This is a genomic window from Nocardiopsis flavescens (assembly GCF_900141985.1).
Taxonomy (GTDB): domain Bacteria; phylum Actinomycetota; class Actinomycetes; order Streptosporangiales; family Streptosporangiaceae; genus Nocardiopsis; species Nocardiopsis flavescens.
Genome location: NZ_FQZK01000010.1, coordinates 11,621 through 26,078, shown reverse-complemented (window position 1 = coordinate 26,078; position 14,458 = coordinate 11,621). Strand labels below are relative to the sequence as shown.

The 14,458-nt window shown below is 73.5% G+C and carries 11 protein-coding genes and 5 tRNA genes; 4 read left to right on the top strand and 12 right to left on the bottom strand.

Going from position 1 to position 14,458, the window contains the following annotated elements; genetic code table 11:
* Positions 1-48 precede the first annotated feature (48 nt).
* The 6 genes from BUE45_RS16940 to BUE45_RS16915 all read right to left on the bottom strand — a co-directional run bounded on the left by BUE45_RS16940 (position 49) and on the right by BUE45_RS16915 (position 3,412).
* Entirely contained in the window at positions 49-1,620 is a 1,572-nt protein-coding gene (locus BUE45_RS16940) for an alpha/beta hydrolase (RefSeq protein WP_245833314.1), read from the bottom strand.
* A gap of 757 nt (positions 1,621-2,377) precedes the next feature.
* Positions 2,378-2,454: transfer RNA gene (locus tag BUE45_RS16935), tRNA-Val, on the bottom strand.
* 19 nt (positions 2,455-2,473) lie between these two features.
* Positions 2,474-2,548 (bottom strand) — tRNA-Cys (locus tag BUE45_RS16930).
* A gap of 51 nt (positions 2,549-2,599) precedes the next feature.
* Positions 2,600-2,672, bottom strand: a tRNA-Gly gene (locus BUE45_RS16925).
* Positions 2,673-2,741: 69 nt separating this feature from the next.
* A tRNA-Gly gene (locus BUE45_RS16920) sits at positions 2,742-2,817 on the bottom strand.
* A gap of 163 nt (positions 2,818-2,980) precedes the next feature.
* A complete protein-coding gene (locus BUE45_RS16915) occupies positions 2,981-3,412 on the bottom strand; it encodes a roadblock/LC7 domain-containing protein (protein ID WP_073380318.1) in 432 nt (143 codons plus the stop codon).
* Positions 3,413-3,797: 385 nt separating this feature from the next.
* Here BUE45_RS16915 and BUE45_RS16910 point away from each other — a divergent pair, with 385 nt between their 5' ends.
* Positions 3,798-4,640: an aminotransferase class IV gene (locus tag BUE45_RS16910; protein WP_073380317.1), complete on the top strand. Its 843-nt coding sequence runs from the start codon at positions 3,798-3,800 to the stop codon at positions 4,638-4,640.
* A 103-nt stretch (positions 4,641-4,743) separates the two neighbouring features.
* Here BUE45_RS16910 and BUE45_RS16905 read toward each other — a convergent pair whose 3' ends face one another.
* On the bottom strand, positions 4,744-5,166 hold the full coding sequence (locus tag BUE45_RS16905) for an SsgA family sporulation/cell division regulator (RefSeq protein ID WP_073380316.1): 423 nt from the start codon (positions 5,164-5,166) through the stop codon (positions 4,744-4,746).
* A 493-nt stretch (positions 5,167-5,659) separates the two neighbouring features.
* Between BUE45_RS16905 and BUE45_RS16900 the strand changes: the two genes are divergently transcribed.
* A tRNA-Val gene (locus BUE45_RS16900) sits at positions 5,660-5,733 on the top strand.
* A gap of 1,017 nt (positions 5,734-6,750) precedes the next feature.
* On the opposite strand, the gene BUE45_RS16895 is transcribed toward BUE45_RS16900, so the two are convergent.
* Entirely contained in the window at positions 6,751-7,044 is a 294-nt protein-coding gene (locus BUE45_RS16895) for a PGPGW domain-containing protein (RefSeq protein ID WP_073380315.1), read from the bottom strand.
* A 626-nt stretch (positions 7,045-7,670) separates the two neighbouring features.
* Between BUE45_RS16895 and thrS the strand changes: the two genes are divergently transcribed.
* A complete protein-coding gene (gene thrS, locus BUE45_RS16890) occupies positions 7,671-9,644 on the top strand; it encodes a threonine--tRNA ligase (RefSeq protein ID WP_073380314.1) in 1,974 nt (657 codons plus the stop codon).
* 71 nt (positions 9,645-9,715) lie between these two features.
* Here thrS and BUE45_RS16885 read toward each other — a convergent pair whose 3' ends face one another.
* Together BUE45_RS16885 and BUE45_RS16880 are read right to left on the bottom strand one after the other, a co-directional pair.
* Positions 9,716-9,958 carry a hypothetical protein gene (locus tag BUE45_RS16885; protein ID WP_073380313.1) on the bottom strand — a complete coding sequence of 81 codons (243 nt, stop codon included), beginning with the start codon at positions 9,956-9,958 and terminating at the stop codon, positions 9,716-9,718.
* A 68-nt stretch (positions 9,959-10,026) separates the two neighbouring features.
* Positions 10,027-10,683, bottom strand: coding sequence for a hypothetical protein (locus BUE45_RS16880; RefSeq protein WP_073380312.1), 657 nt, complete (start codon positions 10,681-10,683; stop codon positions 10,027-10,029).
* Positions 10,684-10,994: 311 nt separating this feature from the next.
* Here BUE45_RS16880 and BUE45_RS16875 point away from each other — a divergent pair, with 311 nt between their 5' ends.
* The gene (locus BUE45_RS16875) at positions 10,995-11,198 is read left to right on the top strand and encodes a hypothetical protein (RefSeq protein WP_073380311.1); all 204 of its coding nucleotides are present in this window, start codon (positions 10,995-10,997) and stop codon (positions 11,196-11,198) included.
* A gap of 45 nt (positions 11,199-11,243) precedes the next feature.
* Here BUE45_RS16875 and BUE45_RS16870 read toward each other — a convergent pair whose 3' ends face one another.
* Entirely contained in the window at positions 11,244-12,401 is a 1,158-nt protein-coding gene (locus tag BUE45_RS16870; protein WP_073380310.1) for an acyl-CoA dehydrogenase family protein, read from the bottom strand.
* The gene (locus BUE45_RS16865; RefSeq protein ID WP_073380309.1) at positions 12,398-14,455 is read right to left on the bottom strand and encodes an acetyl/propionyl/methylcrotonyl-CoA carboxylase subunit alpha; all 2,058 of its coding nucleotides are present in this window, start codon (positions 14,453-14,455) and stop codon (positions 12,398-12,400) included. The genes BUE45_RS16870 and BUE45_RS16865 overlap by 4 nt, the downstream gene beginning before the upstream one ends.
* Between the last annotated feature and the right edge of the window lie 3 nt (positions 14,456-14,458).

The window sequence follows — 14,458 nt, the reverse complement described above, 5'->3', positions numbered from 1 at the left end:
GGGAACGCGCACTCGTGAGGATACGGGCGCGCCCCCCGGGAGGCGGAGTCACAGCGTGCAGGTCGCGCCCTCGTCGGGCACGTCGAGGTCGATCAGGTACGCGGCCGTCGCCCGGTCGACGCACTCGTTGGTCCCGAGGCCGACGATCCCGTGCCCCGTCCCCTCGACCGTCAGCAGCGCGCCCCCGAGTGTCTCGGCCAGCCGGATGCCGCCCTCGTGCGGCGTGGTGGGATCGCCGGTGATGGACACCACGAGTGTGGCGGGCAGGCCTTCGACGTCCTGGGCGTAGGGGAACCCGACCCCGGGCTCGGCGGGCCAGTGCTCGCACCCGTCCCGCGCCCCCGCGCTCACGTCCACACCCGGGTCCATGAAGGGCGCCTGCTCGTAGGTCGCCTCCCGCAGCTCCCCGCCCTGCTCCGGGGTCAGGCGGTCCTCGTCCATGCAGTTGATCGCGTGGTTGGCCTCCAGGGAGTTGGGCCACCGCCCGTCGGGGCCGCGGAGCCCGAAGTCGTAGACCAGCTGCATCAGGGTGTCGCCGCGCCCCTGCGCGACCTCCGCGATGCCCTCGACGATCCGGGGGTGGCTCTGCGTGTTGTAGAGCCCCGCGACCACCCCGCCGACCGCGCCGTCGAAGTCCAGCTCCGCGTCCAGAGCGGGCACGGGCTCGTCCCGCAGCGGCCGCACGATCTCCTGGAACCGGGCGGTCGCCTGGGCTGGGTCGGTGCCCAGGGGGCAGTCCGCCTCCTCCGCGCAGGAGGCCGCCAGCTCGTCGAACGCCGCCTGGAACCCCGCGTACGCGTTCACGCGGCTCTCGAAGGTGCCTTCGAGCGGGTTCTTGGCCCCGTCCAGCACCATCGCCCGCACCCGGTCCGGGAACTGCTCGGCGTAGAGGGTCCCCAGCCGGGTCCCGTAGCTCTGCCCGAGGTAGGTGAGCTTCTCCTCGCCCAGGACGGACCGCAGTACGTCCATGTCGCGCGCGGTGTCGCGCGTCCCCAGGTGCGGGAGGACCCCGACGCCGCCCGACCCCTCGGCGCACCGCTCCATGATGGCGCGGGTGTCCTCCTCGGTGAACTCGACGGTGGTGCCCTGCGACCCCAGCGCCACGACCCCCGCGTCGGCCTCCTCGTCGGTGTAGCAGTCCACGGCGGGCACGGTGGCGCCGACGCCGCGCGGGTCGAAGCCGACCACGTCGAACCGCTCGGTGATCTCGCTCTCCGCCAGCCCCGCGAACGTCAGGGCGGCGCCCACCACCCCGGAGCCGCCCGGGCCGCCCGGGTTGAACAGCAGCGGTCCCATCGACTCGCCCCTGGCCGGAACCCGCGACACCGCCACGGACGCCTGCTCACCCTCGGGGTCCCCGTAGTCCAGCGGCACCTCCATGCGCGCGCACTCGATGCCGGGCGCCAGGCCCATGAGCGCGGCCTCGGTGTCCGTCGTCGCGTGGCCGGCGCAGTCCCCCCACTCCAGCTCCTGTCCGTAGAAGCGGTCCAGGTCGGCGGAGGGGGAGCCGGTGCCGGACACCTCCTGGGCCGGCTGCGCCGGGGCGCACGCCGCCAGGACCCCTGCCAGGGCGAGCGCGCCGATTCCGGCCGGCCCCCGGGACCGGTGCCCACCGGGCACGCTCCTCCCGCGCGGTCTCCGATGCTCCATGTGCGCCTCCCCGTATGCGGCCGGTACTCGGACCGCCAGGAGACACCGTGTTCCTGGAACAGGGTCAAGCCCGCGTCCGGGGGCCGGTCCCGCGGGCCCGCGTCCGCCCCGTGCCGCCGGGGGCGTGGGCGCTCCCCGCGGCCCCGGCCGCCGGCCGCCGCCGTGCCCGTCCGGCACCGGGCAGCGGCGGGCGAAGTCCCGGACCGGGGCGGCGGCGTCCGGCCCCGCGCGGTCGGTGTGCTCGCCCAGCCGGGACCACGCCTGCCGGGCCGTGTACTCCGGCGGTGTGGAGCCGGTACTCCCTGCCGGGTGTGCTGGAGGGCCGGGCGGCTCCGCGATGCCGGACGGCTGGGACCGGGAAGGCCTCGCACCGGAACCCGGCGGGGTATCCACGACGTCCCCTGGTGTTCGCCTCGGGGTGCCATGTGCTTCCTGGTTCCAGAGAACCGGTTTCGGAGAACACGGGACGCGCCGGGAGCGGGCACGGAACACGGGAGCGGGCACGGAGCGCGGGGGAGGGGCCCTGCGGGGGCCGGCGTGGACGCGGTCTCCGCGCAGGGCGGGGCGCGGTGGTCCGCGGTTCCGTCAGCGGGGGAGCACCGCCGCGCGGGCATGGAAAACGGGCCCCGGAGGAGCCCGCGGGGAAGACGATCTCCCAGGCGGCTCCCACACGCCCGCCCCCGGGAACGCCGAAGGCCAGGACTGGTGTCCTGGCCTCGGGTGATGCTGGTGGGCGATACAGGATTCGAACCTGTGACCTCTACCGTGTCAAGGTAGCGCTCTAACCAACTGAGCTAACCGCCCTCATGGGAAATGAGGTGCATGGAGGCGGAGACGGGAATCGAACCCGTGTGCAGGGATTTGCAGTCCCTTGCCTCAACCACTCGGCCACTCCGCCTGGAAACGACATGGGGGAATCGCCTTGTGGACACCCATGCGGGCCTCTCCGAGCGGACGACGGGATTCGAACCCGCGACCCTCACCTTGGCAAGGTGATGCTCTACCAGCTGAGCCACGTCCGCTTGTGCTCCGGAAACGGTGTCCCGGCGCCGGTCCCGCTCCGCCACCTCGCGGTGGCCGAGTCGGACCGTTGGAGCGGACGACGGGATTCGAACCCGCGACCCTCACCTTGGCAAGGTGATGCTCTACCAGCTGAGCCACGTCCGCGCGGCGATTCTTGTGGGCCTCCCGTTCATCTCCGGGCCGCCCTCTCGCTGCGTTAAGAACTCTAGCGGATTCCGCGCCGAGCGCGAAATCGGCGGCCCGGGGCGCACCCGTCCCCCCTGCCGGGGCAGGGCCGCCGGGCGGCCCGCCGCGGCGGCGGTAGGGGTCACTTCTCCACGTGCGCCGGAGTGGAGGGCATGTCGGGCCGGGGCGGCGCGGACAGGTACTGGCCGACCCGCTCGATCACCTTGTTCATCTCGTAGGCGATCAGGCCCACGTCGCTGTCGGAGTCCGACATCAGGGCCATGCAGGCCCCCTCGCCCGCCGCGGCGACGAAGAGGAAGGCGCGGTCCATCTCGATGATGCTCTGCCGGATGTTCCCCGCGGAGAACTGCTTGCTGGCGCCGCCGGCGAGGCTGTGCAGGCCCGAGGCGATGGCGGAGAGGTGCTCGGCGGCCGGCCGGTCCAGGCCGCTGGAGGTCGCCATGAGGAGCCCGTCGGTGGACAGAACGATGGCGTGCTGCGTTCCGGAGGCCCGGGTGAGGAGGTCGTCCAGCAACCAGCTGAGCTCTCCGCGGGCGGTACTCGGTGGGATCATGTCTCTCTTTGCTCTGTCGGGTCGGGGCGGGCAGGGGACCTGCGGGGACCCGTACGCCGCGGGGCGGTCGTCAGAGGGGGAGAGCACGACCGGTCACCGCCGGGTCCCGCATAAGCGTTGCCCAGATGATAGCCATTCGTAACCTATCTTTTCGGGCCCCCCGGCGTCAGCCGATCGGGCCGCCGCTTCTCGGGATGCGCCTGACCAGTCACGATGCGATGATGAACGGACCAGGAGAACCGGACCGCGGCCGGTGCCGGTCACGTCCTTGCCAAGCCCGACGGCCTGCCGGTAGCGCCCGGACCCCGGGGCCGCCCGCGGGGTGGGAGGATCGTGGCGCGGCCCGGCGCGAGCCGGGCGCCCGAGAACACTGGGGGTTGGGGCTATGAAGGTGTGGATCGCCGGTGCCGGTCACGGCCGCGGCGCCGTCGTCGACGAGGCCGAGGCCCGGATCCCGGTGGCCGACCACGGCATCACCGTCGGGGACGGCGTCTTCGAGACGGTCCGGGCACGGCACGGCCGCCCGTTCGCGCTCACGCGCCACCTGCGCCGCCTGGCCCGCTCCGCGGAGGGGCTGGGCATGGAGACGCCCGACCTGGACCTGGTCGCCGAGGGGGTGGGGCTGGCGATCGCCGCCAACCCCGAGCTGACCGACGCCCGGGTGCGCGTCACCGTCACGGACGGCGCCGGGCCGCTCGGCTCGGAGCGGGCCGCCGGCGAGCAGACCCTGATCGTGGCGCTGGGCCCCTTCCTGCCGATCGCCCCGCACACCGTGGTCGCGCTGGCCCCCTGGCCGCGCAACGAGTTCGGCGCCCTGGCGGGGCTCAAGACCACCTCCTACGCCGACAACGTGCTCGCCCTGGCGCACGCCAAGGCGAGGGGGGCGAGCGAGGCGGTCTTTCGCAACGTCTCCGGGAACCTGTGCGAGGGCACCGGCAGCAACGTCTTCGTGGTGCTGGACGGGCGCCTGGTCACCCCTCCGCTGTCCGCGGGCCCGCTGGCCGGCATCACCCGCGAGCTCGTCCTGGAGTGGTACGGGGGCGAGGAGGAGGACGTGCCGATGGCGCGGCTGCCGGAGGTCTCCGAGGTGTTCTTGACCTCCACCGGGCGCGACGTGCAGCCGGTCCTGGCGATCGACGACCTGAAGGTGTCGCAGGGGCCCGGCCCCGTCACGCTGGAGGCGATGAAGGTGTTCGCCGAGCGCTCCGCGGACGACCTGGACCCGTGACGGGTCCCCGGGACACACGAGAGGGGACGGCGCCGTGCGCCGTCCCCTTCCCGTTGCGACCGTGCGGTCCCGAGCGCGACCCCGTACCGGCGGGCCGAGGGCCTCAGGAGGCCAGGTGCTGCTGGATCTCCTCGTCGAGGTCGACGAACTGGGCCTCCTGCCCGGCCGGGACGATCTCGTAGGTCCGGTGGAGGAACTCGGCCAGCGGCGACACCTGGGTGTCGAACTCGGCCTGGCCGAAGGGGGAGGAGAGCGAGATGCAGACGTTGCGGTCCCCGTTCTCGTCCTTGGAGGGCCACACGCGCACGTCGCCCTCGCCGACCGGCCGCACGATGCCGACGGTCAGGAGCTCACGGGCGAAGATCCACTCGACGGGGTCGTCCTCGCCGGTGTGGAAGGCCACGCGGATCGCGTAAGGGTCGTTCGAGCTGTAGTCGAGCCGAGCGACCAGGGGAACCGCGGTGCGCTCGGGAACCACGAGCCGAAGGCCCAGCTCGGCGGTGGCAGTGGTGTCGCTACTGTTCATGTTCGCCAAACCTTTTCTCGTCCGGCCCTCGCCTGCGGCGGTGCGGGTCGGTGCCGTCTCACTCGCTCCAACGGGGTCGCTCGCGGACTATGACGTGAGTACGGAGACTTTCTTCGATCGGATCGGAGGTCTCACCGCCCGCCCAGCGGACACGGCGCGCCGCGGGGCGGCTCCACGATCCTTCGTCACTGTAATGACCAGGAGAAACCAAAGATTTCCCAATGTCGGGTGGTCCACGTCACGAAGTGTGCGCTACGCGGGGCGGTGCCGGGGGCCGGTCGGTGACGGAACTCCTTCTAGCTGTGGGGATACACGCCCGACGGGTGACTCTTCCATGAACCCGACGGTAGCGTAATGTGACCTCCGTCACATCTTCTGTGGGGGTGGTCGCGGGGCGGGTCCCGACTGGAGCGAACACCCTCCGGGATGCGCTAGAGTTTTCCTTGTCCGAACGACAGGGAGGACACCGAAACGGCGGGTCACCGCGGTTCTCGGGCGATTAGCTCAGTTGGTTAGAGCGCATCGTTCACACCGATGAGGTCACAGGTTCGAGTCCTGTATCGCCCACCCACTCAGGACGACCCTGCTCGGAGGCCCTCGGCCTCCTCGCGGGGTCGTTTCGTTTTTACCGGGGGGAGACCCCCCGTTCCCCCCGGGGGCCCTCCCTGTGGTCGGGGTCGCGTCGACCGGTGGGGTTGTTGGGGCGGCCGCTTGTGACGTGGGGGAGTGCCCGCCGCGTTTCGGGCCTTTGGCCTCCTCGCGGGGTCGTTTTGTCTTTACCGGGGGGAGACCCCCCGTTCCCCCCGGGGCACCCCCTGTGGTCGGGGTCGCGTCGACCGGTGGGGTTGTCGGGGCGGCCGCTTGTGACGTGGGGGAGTGCCCGCCGCGCTTCGGGCCTTCGGCCTCCTCGCGGGGTCGTTTTGTCTTTACCGGGGGGAGACCCCCCGTTCCCCCCGGGGCACCCCCTGTGGTCGGGGGCCTTTCCGCTCCGTCTCGGGCCCGGGGTCTTCGCGCGGGGGCGTTTCGACGGGGTGCCCCGGCCCCCGGCGGGTGTCCGCACCGGCGGATCACCCGTGCTCCGCCGCCGGGCACCTCCCCCGCTCCCGTGCGGGACGGGTCACGCCCCCTGGAGCGGTTTTCCGCGCTCGTGTCCTTGCGGGTCGTCGCCTTGGCCGGCCGGATCCGGGTGCCCGCCGCGCGCTGGTGGTCCGTGGGCCGGGGTGGACGATCCGTCGAATGCGGCGGTGCATCGGCCCGGCGCCGTCCGCGGATCGCGGAACGTGGCGCGGGGCCCGCCCCTTCCCGCGGCCTCCTGCGGACACGTGAGGCGGCCCCTGGAGGGCTCTCGGCCGCCGGTGCGGGGGAGGAGCCCGAGAGGCTCCGCGCGGGCGGCGACGCGCCGGACCGGGCCCTCCCCCGGGGGCCTTGACCCGGGGACGACCTTGCGACCGCCCCGGACCGCCGCCCGGGAGTCGCGGGCTCCCGGCACCGCGGGCCCCTGCGCCCCGCAGCCGTCCTCCGTGTTCCGGACATGACGAAGGGCCCCTTTCGGGGCCCTCGTATCGTCTCGTCCTCCGGCCGCGTTCAGCCGGAGGAGAGGCGCTTGCGCCGCAGCTCCCGGCGGGCGCGGTAGCGCCTCACCGCGTCGGCGCGCACCCGCATGCCGAACCGCTCCGCCCGGCGGAACCAGACCTGCGCCGGGCGCACCACCCGCTGCGCCCACCTGAACTCCGTGCTGAGCACCACCAGGCCGAGGATGACCGCGGCGACCCCCGGCCCCGGGGCCACCATCATCACCAGGCCCGCCAGGATGATCAGCGTCCCCGCCGTGCCCACGAGGATGCGCCAGGGCAGGTGCAGCACCGGATGGGTGTGCATGCGCCTGCGGAAGAGGCGGAGCCTGGCCCTGGTGCGGCGCCACAGGCGGGCGCGGCGGTGGTGGCGGGCCGTGCTGGGGGATGTCTCCGGGGTCGATGGGCCGTTCGGTGGGCTCGGTGACATGCGCTCACAGTATTCGGTCGAAGCGAGTGGGTGCATTCGGGTCGACTCGGGGCGGTGGTCGGATGTCTGCTGATTGTCACCGATCCCGCCAAGCGGATCAATGGTCCGCGGCTAACCTGTGGACGGCTCGCTGGAAACGTGACAATTCATGACAGATTCGTCTGGCTCCCGGGTGTTCCCCGGGGCTGGCCTGCGTGGTCGTCCTGTGCCGGGTACCCGTTACGGAACCTCGGAGAGTGATGGCGGTCGAGTCCGAATCATGCGATCTGAAGGTGAACGATCGTGTCCGTGCGTCGGTTCCCGGCACTTCCCATTCGCGGCACCGGGTTCCGCCGTCCTTCCTTGCATACGCCGTATACCGCGAGGTGGAACGGTTTTCCGGCCGTCCGGGCCGCGGGGCGCACGCGGCCCGGAGCCGATAGCATCGTTCGCAGGCGCGGGGCCGCCCGCACGAGGCGCGGCGCCCGGCGCCACCACCCGTCCACGTCTTACGAGGAGTCACCGTGTCCGCCGCGCCCGAGCTGCACATCACCATCGCCGGAACACCGCGTGTGGTGGCGGCCACCACCACGGCGGGGCAGGCGCTGGAGGCCGACGGCAGGACCGTCATCGCCGCACTGGTCAACGGAGAGCCGCGGGACCTCTTCCGCGAGCTGGCCGACGGCGACGCCGTCGAGCCGATCGCCGTCGACTCCGAGCAGGGGCGCGCGATCCTGCGCCACTCCACCGCGCACATCCTCGCCCAGGCCGTCCAGGAGCTGTTCCCCGAGGCGAAGCTGGGCATCGGCCCGCCCGTCGAGAACGGCTTCTACTACGACTTCGACGTCGCGGAGCCCTTCACCCCGGCCGATCTCAAGGGCATCGAGAAGAAGATGCAGCAGATCATCAAGCAGGGGCAGCGCTTCGACCGCCGGGTCGTCTCCGACGAGGCCGCCCGCGCCGAGCTGGCCACCGAGCCCTACAAGCTGGAGCTGATCGGCCTCAAGGGCGGCGCCGCCGAGGCCGCCGAGGGCGCCTCCGCCGAGGTCGGCGCCGGCGAGCTGACCATCTACGACAACGTCGACCCGCGCAGCGGCGAGCAGTGCTGGAAGGACCTGTGCCGGGGTCCGCACCTGCCCACCACCCGGGTCGTCCCGGCGTTCAAGCTCATGCGCACCGCCGCCGCCTACTGGCGCGGCAAGGAGACCAACCCGCAGCTCCAGCGGATCTACGGCACCGCCTGGGAGAGCAAGGACGCCCTCAAGGCGTACCTCACCTTCCTGGAGGAGGCCGAGAAGCGCGACCACCGCAAGCTCGGCGCCGAGCTGGACCTGTTCTCCATCCCGGACGAGATCGGTTCCGGGCTGGCGGTCTTCCACCCCCGGGGCGGCGTCATCCGCCGGGTCATGGAGGACTACTCGCGCCGGCGCCACGAGGAGGGCGGCTACCAGTTCGTCTACACCCCGCACGCCACCAAGGGCGCCCTGTTCGAGAAGTCGGGGCACCTGGACTGGTACGCGGACGGCATGTACCCCCCCATGCAGCTCGACGGCGGCCAGGACTACTACCTCAAGCCGATGAACTGCCCGATGCACAACCTGATCTTCGACGCGCGCGGGCGCTCCTACCGCGAGCTGCCGCTGCGCCTGTTCGAGTTCGGCACCGTGTACCGGTACGAGAAGTCCGGCGTGGTCCACGGGCTCACCCGAGCCCGCGGCTTCACCCAGGACGACGCGCACATCTACTGCACCAAGGAGCAGATGGCGGACGAGCTCGACTCGCTGCTGACCTTCGTGCTGGACCTGCTGCGGGACTACGGGCTCAACGACTTCTACCTGGAGCTGTCCACCAAGGACCCGGAGAAGTCCATCGGCTCCGACGAGGTCTGGGAGGAGGCCACCGAGACCCTGCGCCAGGCCGCCCAGAAGCAGGGCCTGGAACTGGTCATGGACCCGGGCGGCGCCGCCTTCTACGGGCCCAAGATCTCCGTCCAGGCCAAGGACGCCATCGGCCGCACCTGGCAGATGTCCACCATCCAGGTGGACTTCAACCTGCCCGAGCGGTTCGACCTGGAGTACACCGCGGCCGACGGCTCCCGGCAGCGCCCGGTGATGATCCACCGCGCCCTGTTCGGCTCCATCGAGCGGTTCTTCGCCGTCCTGCTGGAGCACTACGCGGGCGCCTTCCCGGCGTGGCTGGCCCCGGTCCAGGCGGTCGGCATCCCGATCGCCGACGAGCACGTGCCCTACCTCCAGGAGATCGCCGCCCGGCTGCGTGCCGAGGGGATCCGGGTGGAGGTCGACGGCGGGGACGACCGCATGCAGAAGAAGATCCGCAACGCCCAGAAGCAGAAGGTGCCCTTCATGCTGCTGGCGGGCGACGAGGACATCAGCAAGGGCGCGGTCTCCTTCCGCTACCGCGACGGCTCCCAGAACAACGGCGTCCCGGTGGACGAGGCGGTGGCGGAGATCGTCGCCGCCGTCCGCGAGCGCCGCTGACCCCGGCGGTCCGCGAAGCGAAGAGCGCCCGACCCGGGTACCGGGCGGGCGCTCTTCGCATGGCGGCGACCTCAGTCGTCGTCGCGGAACAGGTCGGCGCGGGAGATGCGGGCGGTCGAGTTGGGGTCGGGGGTCTCGTCGTCGCGGAACAGGTCGGCGCGGGAGATGCGGGCCGTCGAGTTGGGGTCGGGGGTCTCGTCGTCGCGGAACAGGTCGGCGCGGGAGATGCGCGCGGTCGAGTTCGGGTCGGGGACCTCCTCGTCGCGGAACAGGTCCGCGCGGGAGATGCGGGCCGTCGAGTTGGGGTCGCTCAAGACGGATGTCACTCCTTGTCGCGTTGGGGCAAGCCGGATTCTAGCGCTCTCCCGGTGGTGCGGGCGGGTCACGGACCGGCGGCGTGCGTCCTCCAGGCCCGCGCGGGGACGCGGTCGACGAGGTCGATGAGGTAGTCGGCGGCGGTGAGCGCCCGGTCGGGGTCGAGCCGCATGACGGCCCAGGTGAGCACGTGCTCCCCGGTGAAGCGGACCGGGAAGGACCGCGAGCGGGGGTCGGACAGCAGCCACTCCACGGTGTCCCGGTCCAGGGCGGACCGGGCGAACCCGCGGCCCCCCGACACCTGGAAGGCGTCTTCCAGATCGGTGCCGGCGACGGCGGCCGCGGTGCCCGCCGCGTCGTCGCGGCGGCGGATCTCCAGGTCGGTGTCGGTCCCGGGGGTGCGCACGGCCACCACCCGGTAGGTGTGCACGGCCTCGTCCGAGCCGCGGGCCGGGCGGGGGGAGTGCTCGAAGAAGGTGACCAGGTGGTCGCCGTGCCGCCCGGTCAGCACGTGGCGGAACCGGGGGGAGCGCCCGCCCAGGGGGCGCGGCAGCGCCGCGTCGCCCAGCGGGGCGGGGTGGTGCTCGGCGTAGGTCCATCCGTGCGTGCGCGCCCACCTGCGGAGGTCGACGACGCGTTCCTTGCGAAAGTGCGCGGAGACCACGACCGCGCCGGCCGTCACCACGACGACGACCAGGGCGAGGACGGGCATGGCGCCTTCCATCCGGTGACTCCTCCGGCCGGGGACAGGGGTGGCCGTGGACCCGAGGCGGGCGCCGCTGCGTGGGCGGACCGGGTCGCGGGGTCCGGAACGCAGGGGACCCGCACTGGCCGTATGGAGTCCATTCTGTGCCGATTGTGGGGACTTGTCACCCCTTGCCGCCGTGCGGCGGGGCCGCTGGCCGGTCCCGGCCGCCGTCCGCCACCGGGGCGGCGGGCCCTGAGAGGGCGTCCGAGGGCCTGCGGGGCGGGGGTTGCGGGGGGCGCGATGCCCCGGGGGAGCGGGGGCCGGACCGCGCCGCCGCGGCGGGGCCCGTGCACGGCCCCGGGGGTCCCGGGGGCCGGTTCGGGGAGGGTCCGGCGGGTCAGGAGGCCGGAACGTCCGACGGCCGCAGCGCCACCGGGTCGGAACCGGCGGCGGAGCCCGAGCCGGCCGGGGTGTTCCTGGCGGCGGCGACGGGCGCGGTCGCCGGCGTCCTCGTCATCGCCGTGGACGACCTCGCGGAACTGTTCGCCTGAGGCCCCGGACCCGCTCCCGCGGGCCCGGGGCGCCCCGGGCGGCCCTCAGGCCGGGAGCCCCAGCTCACGGGCGATGAGCATCTTCTGGACCTCGCTGGTGCCCTCGCCGATCTCCAGGATCTTGGCGTCCCGGTAGAAGCGGCCCACGGCGTAGTCGTTCATGAACCCGTACCCGCCGAACACCTGCGTGGCGTCGCGCGCGTTGTCCATGGCCGCGTTGGAGGCGACCAGCTTGGCGATCGCCGCCTCCTTCTTGAACGGCTCGCCCGCGAGCATCCGCGAGGCGGCGTCGTAGTAGGCGAGCCGCGCGGTGTGCGCGCGGGCCTCCATCTCGGCGATCTTGAACTGGATCGCCTGGTAGCGGCCGATGGCGTTGCCGAACGCCCGCCGCTCGTGGGCGTAGCGCACGCTCTCGTCCACGCAGCCCTGGGCCAGGCCCACCGACAGCGCGGCGATGGCGATGCGCCCCTCGTCGAGGATCCGCAGGAACTGGGCGTACCCGCGGCCGCGCTCGCCCACGAGGTTCGCCTCGGGCACCCGGCAGTCCTCGAACACCAGCTCGTTGGTGTCGGAGGCGTTCCAGCCCACCTTGGAGTACTTCTGCCCGACCGAGAACCCGGGGGTCCCGGCGGGCACCAGGATGGCGGAGATCTCCGGGCGCCCGTCCTCCCGCCGGCCGGTGACGGCGGTGACGGTGACCAGCGCGGTGATGTCGGTCCCGGAGTTGGTGATGAACGACTTGGTCCCGTTGATCACCCACCGCCCGTCCTCCAGCCGGGCGGTGGTGCGCGTGGCCCCCGCGTCGGAGCCGCCGTCGGGCTCGGTCAGGCCGAACGCGCCCAGCGCCTCGCCCGAGGTCAGGCGGGGCAGGTACGCCTTCTTCTGCTCCTGGGAGCCGAACCGGTACAGCGGCATCGCGCCCAGCGACACCCCGGCCTCCAGGGTGATGGCCACCGAGGAGTCCACCCGGGCCAGCTCCTCCAGGGCCAGGCACAGGGCGAAGTAGTCCCCGCCCATGCCCCCGTGCTCCTCGGGGAAGGGCAGGCCGAACAGGCCCATCCGCCCCATCTTGGCGACGACCTCGTAGGGGAAGGTCCGGTTCTCGTAGTGCTCCCCGATGACCGGGGCGACCTCGGTCCGGGCGAACTCCTCCACGGCGGCCCGCAGGTCGGCGTGCTCGGTCGACAGCTGGTGGCGGTTCAACGCTGGTTCTCCTCGCTGGTGGCGTGGGCGGACGGGCCGCCGGGGGTGTCCGGGGGCCCGGTGGGCTCGACGACGACCAGCACGGCGTCCATCGGGACGGGCGTGCCGGGGCGGACCGCGACGGTGGCCACGGTGCCGTCGACGGGTGAGGTGACGGAGTGCTCCATCTTCATGGCCTCGACGACGGCCAGCGCCTGGCCGGCGGTGACCGCGTCGCCGACCGCCACCGGCACGGCGAGCACCGTGCCGGGCATCGGGCTGCGCACGGTGCCGTCGGCGGCGGCCTCGTCGCCGCGCAGGGCGGCGCCGACCGGCTCCTCGTGCAGGGTCCACGCGGTGCCGTCGGCGCCCAGCCAGCGGTGGGCGGTGGCCGGGTCGGCGGCCCGCAGGTAGGTGCGGGTGCGGCCCCCGTAGGACACGGTGAGCCGGTCGCCGTCGCGGCGGGCGCGGGCGGCGGCCGGGTCGGCGGCGCCCACGGCCACCGAGAAGCCGGACCCGTCGCGGCGCACCCGGACCGGGACGGCCCCGCCGCCGGGGGCGCGCAGCCGCCACGGCGTCCAGGCGGGCCCGCCGGCCCGCCAGCCGTCGGGGACGGCGAACCGGTCGGCGGTGGGCTCCGGCGGCTCCAGGTCCAGCATGTGGTCCAGGGCGGCGGCCGCGTACACCTCGTCCGGGACTCCCTCGGGGGCCGCCTCCGGCGGGGCGGTCTCGATGAGGTCGGTGCTCAGGTCCCCCGAGGCCACCCGGGGGTGGCGCAGCAGGCGGCGCAGGAACGCGGTGTTGGTGACGCACCCCAGCAGCAGGTACCCGGCCAGGGCGTCGTCGGCGCGGCGCAGCGCCGCGGCCCGGTCCGGCTCCCACACGACCACCTTGGCCAGCATGGGGTCGAACGCCGAGGTCACCTCGCTCCCCGCGGCGATGCCCGAGTCCACCCGGACGCCCTCGCCGGAGGGCTCGGCCAGGGCCAGCACCGGTCCGCCGCTGGGCAGGAACCCGCGGTCGGCGTCCTCGGCGTAGATCCGGGCCTCCACGGCGTGCCCGGACCAGGACACGTCGTCCTGGCCGAACGGCAGCGGCTCGCCCAGCGCCACCCGCACCTGGAGCCCGACCAGGTCCAGGCCGCGCTCGCCGCGGACCGCGACGACCTCCTCGGTGACCGGGTGCTCCACCTGGAGCCGGGTGTTCATCTCCAGGAACGAGAACGCCAGGCCGCCGCCGTCCCCCGCCTCGGCGATGAACTCGACGGTGCCCGCGCCCACGTACCCGCAGGAGCGGGCGGCGGCCACCGCGGCCTCGCCCATGGCGGCCCGCTGCCCGTCGGTGAGCAGGGGGGAGGGGGCCTCCTCCACCACCTTCTGGTGGCGGCGCTGGAGGCTGCACTCGCGCTCGCCCAGGTGGACGACGTTGCCGTGGGCGTCGGCGAGGACCTGCACCTCGATGTGCCGGGGCCGCAGGACCAGCCGCTCCACCAGCAGGGTGGAGTCCCCGAACGAGGCGAGGGCCTCGCGCCGGGCCGCGGCGGCCGCCGCAGGCAGCTCCCGGGGGGAGTGGACGGCGCGCATGCCCTTGCCGCCGCCCCCGGCGGAGGGCTTGATGAGCAGCGGGTAGCCGGTGGCGGCGGCCCGCTCCAGCAGCGCGTCGTCGGACAGCGGGGCCCCGGGCTCCTCGGTGAAGCCGCCCAGCACCGGGACCCCGGCGGCGGACACCTTCTCCTTGGCGCGGATCTTGTCGCCCATCGCGTCGATCGCGGCGGGCGGCGGGCCGATGAACACCAGCCCGGCGTCCGCGCAGGCGCGGGCGAACGCGGCGTTCTCGGACAGGAAGCCGTAGCCGGGGTGGACCAGGGCCGCCCCGGTCTCCGCGGCGGCGGCGACGAGGGCGTTGGCGTCCAGGTAGGAGGGCACGCGTACGGCCAGGTCGGCGGCCCCCACGTGCGGGGCGTCGGCGTCGGCGTCGGTGTGCACCGCCACCGCGCCCAGGCCCATGCGGCGCAGGGTGCGCATCACCCGCAGGGCGATCTCGCCCCGGTTGGCGACGAGTACGGTCGTGGTCAAGGG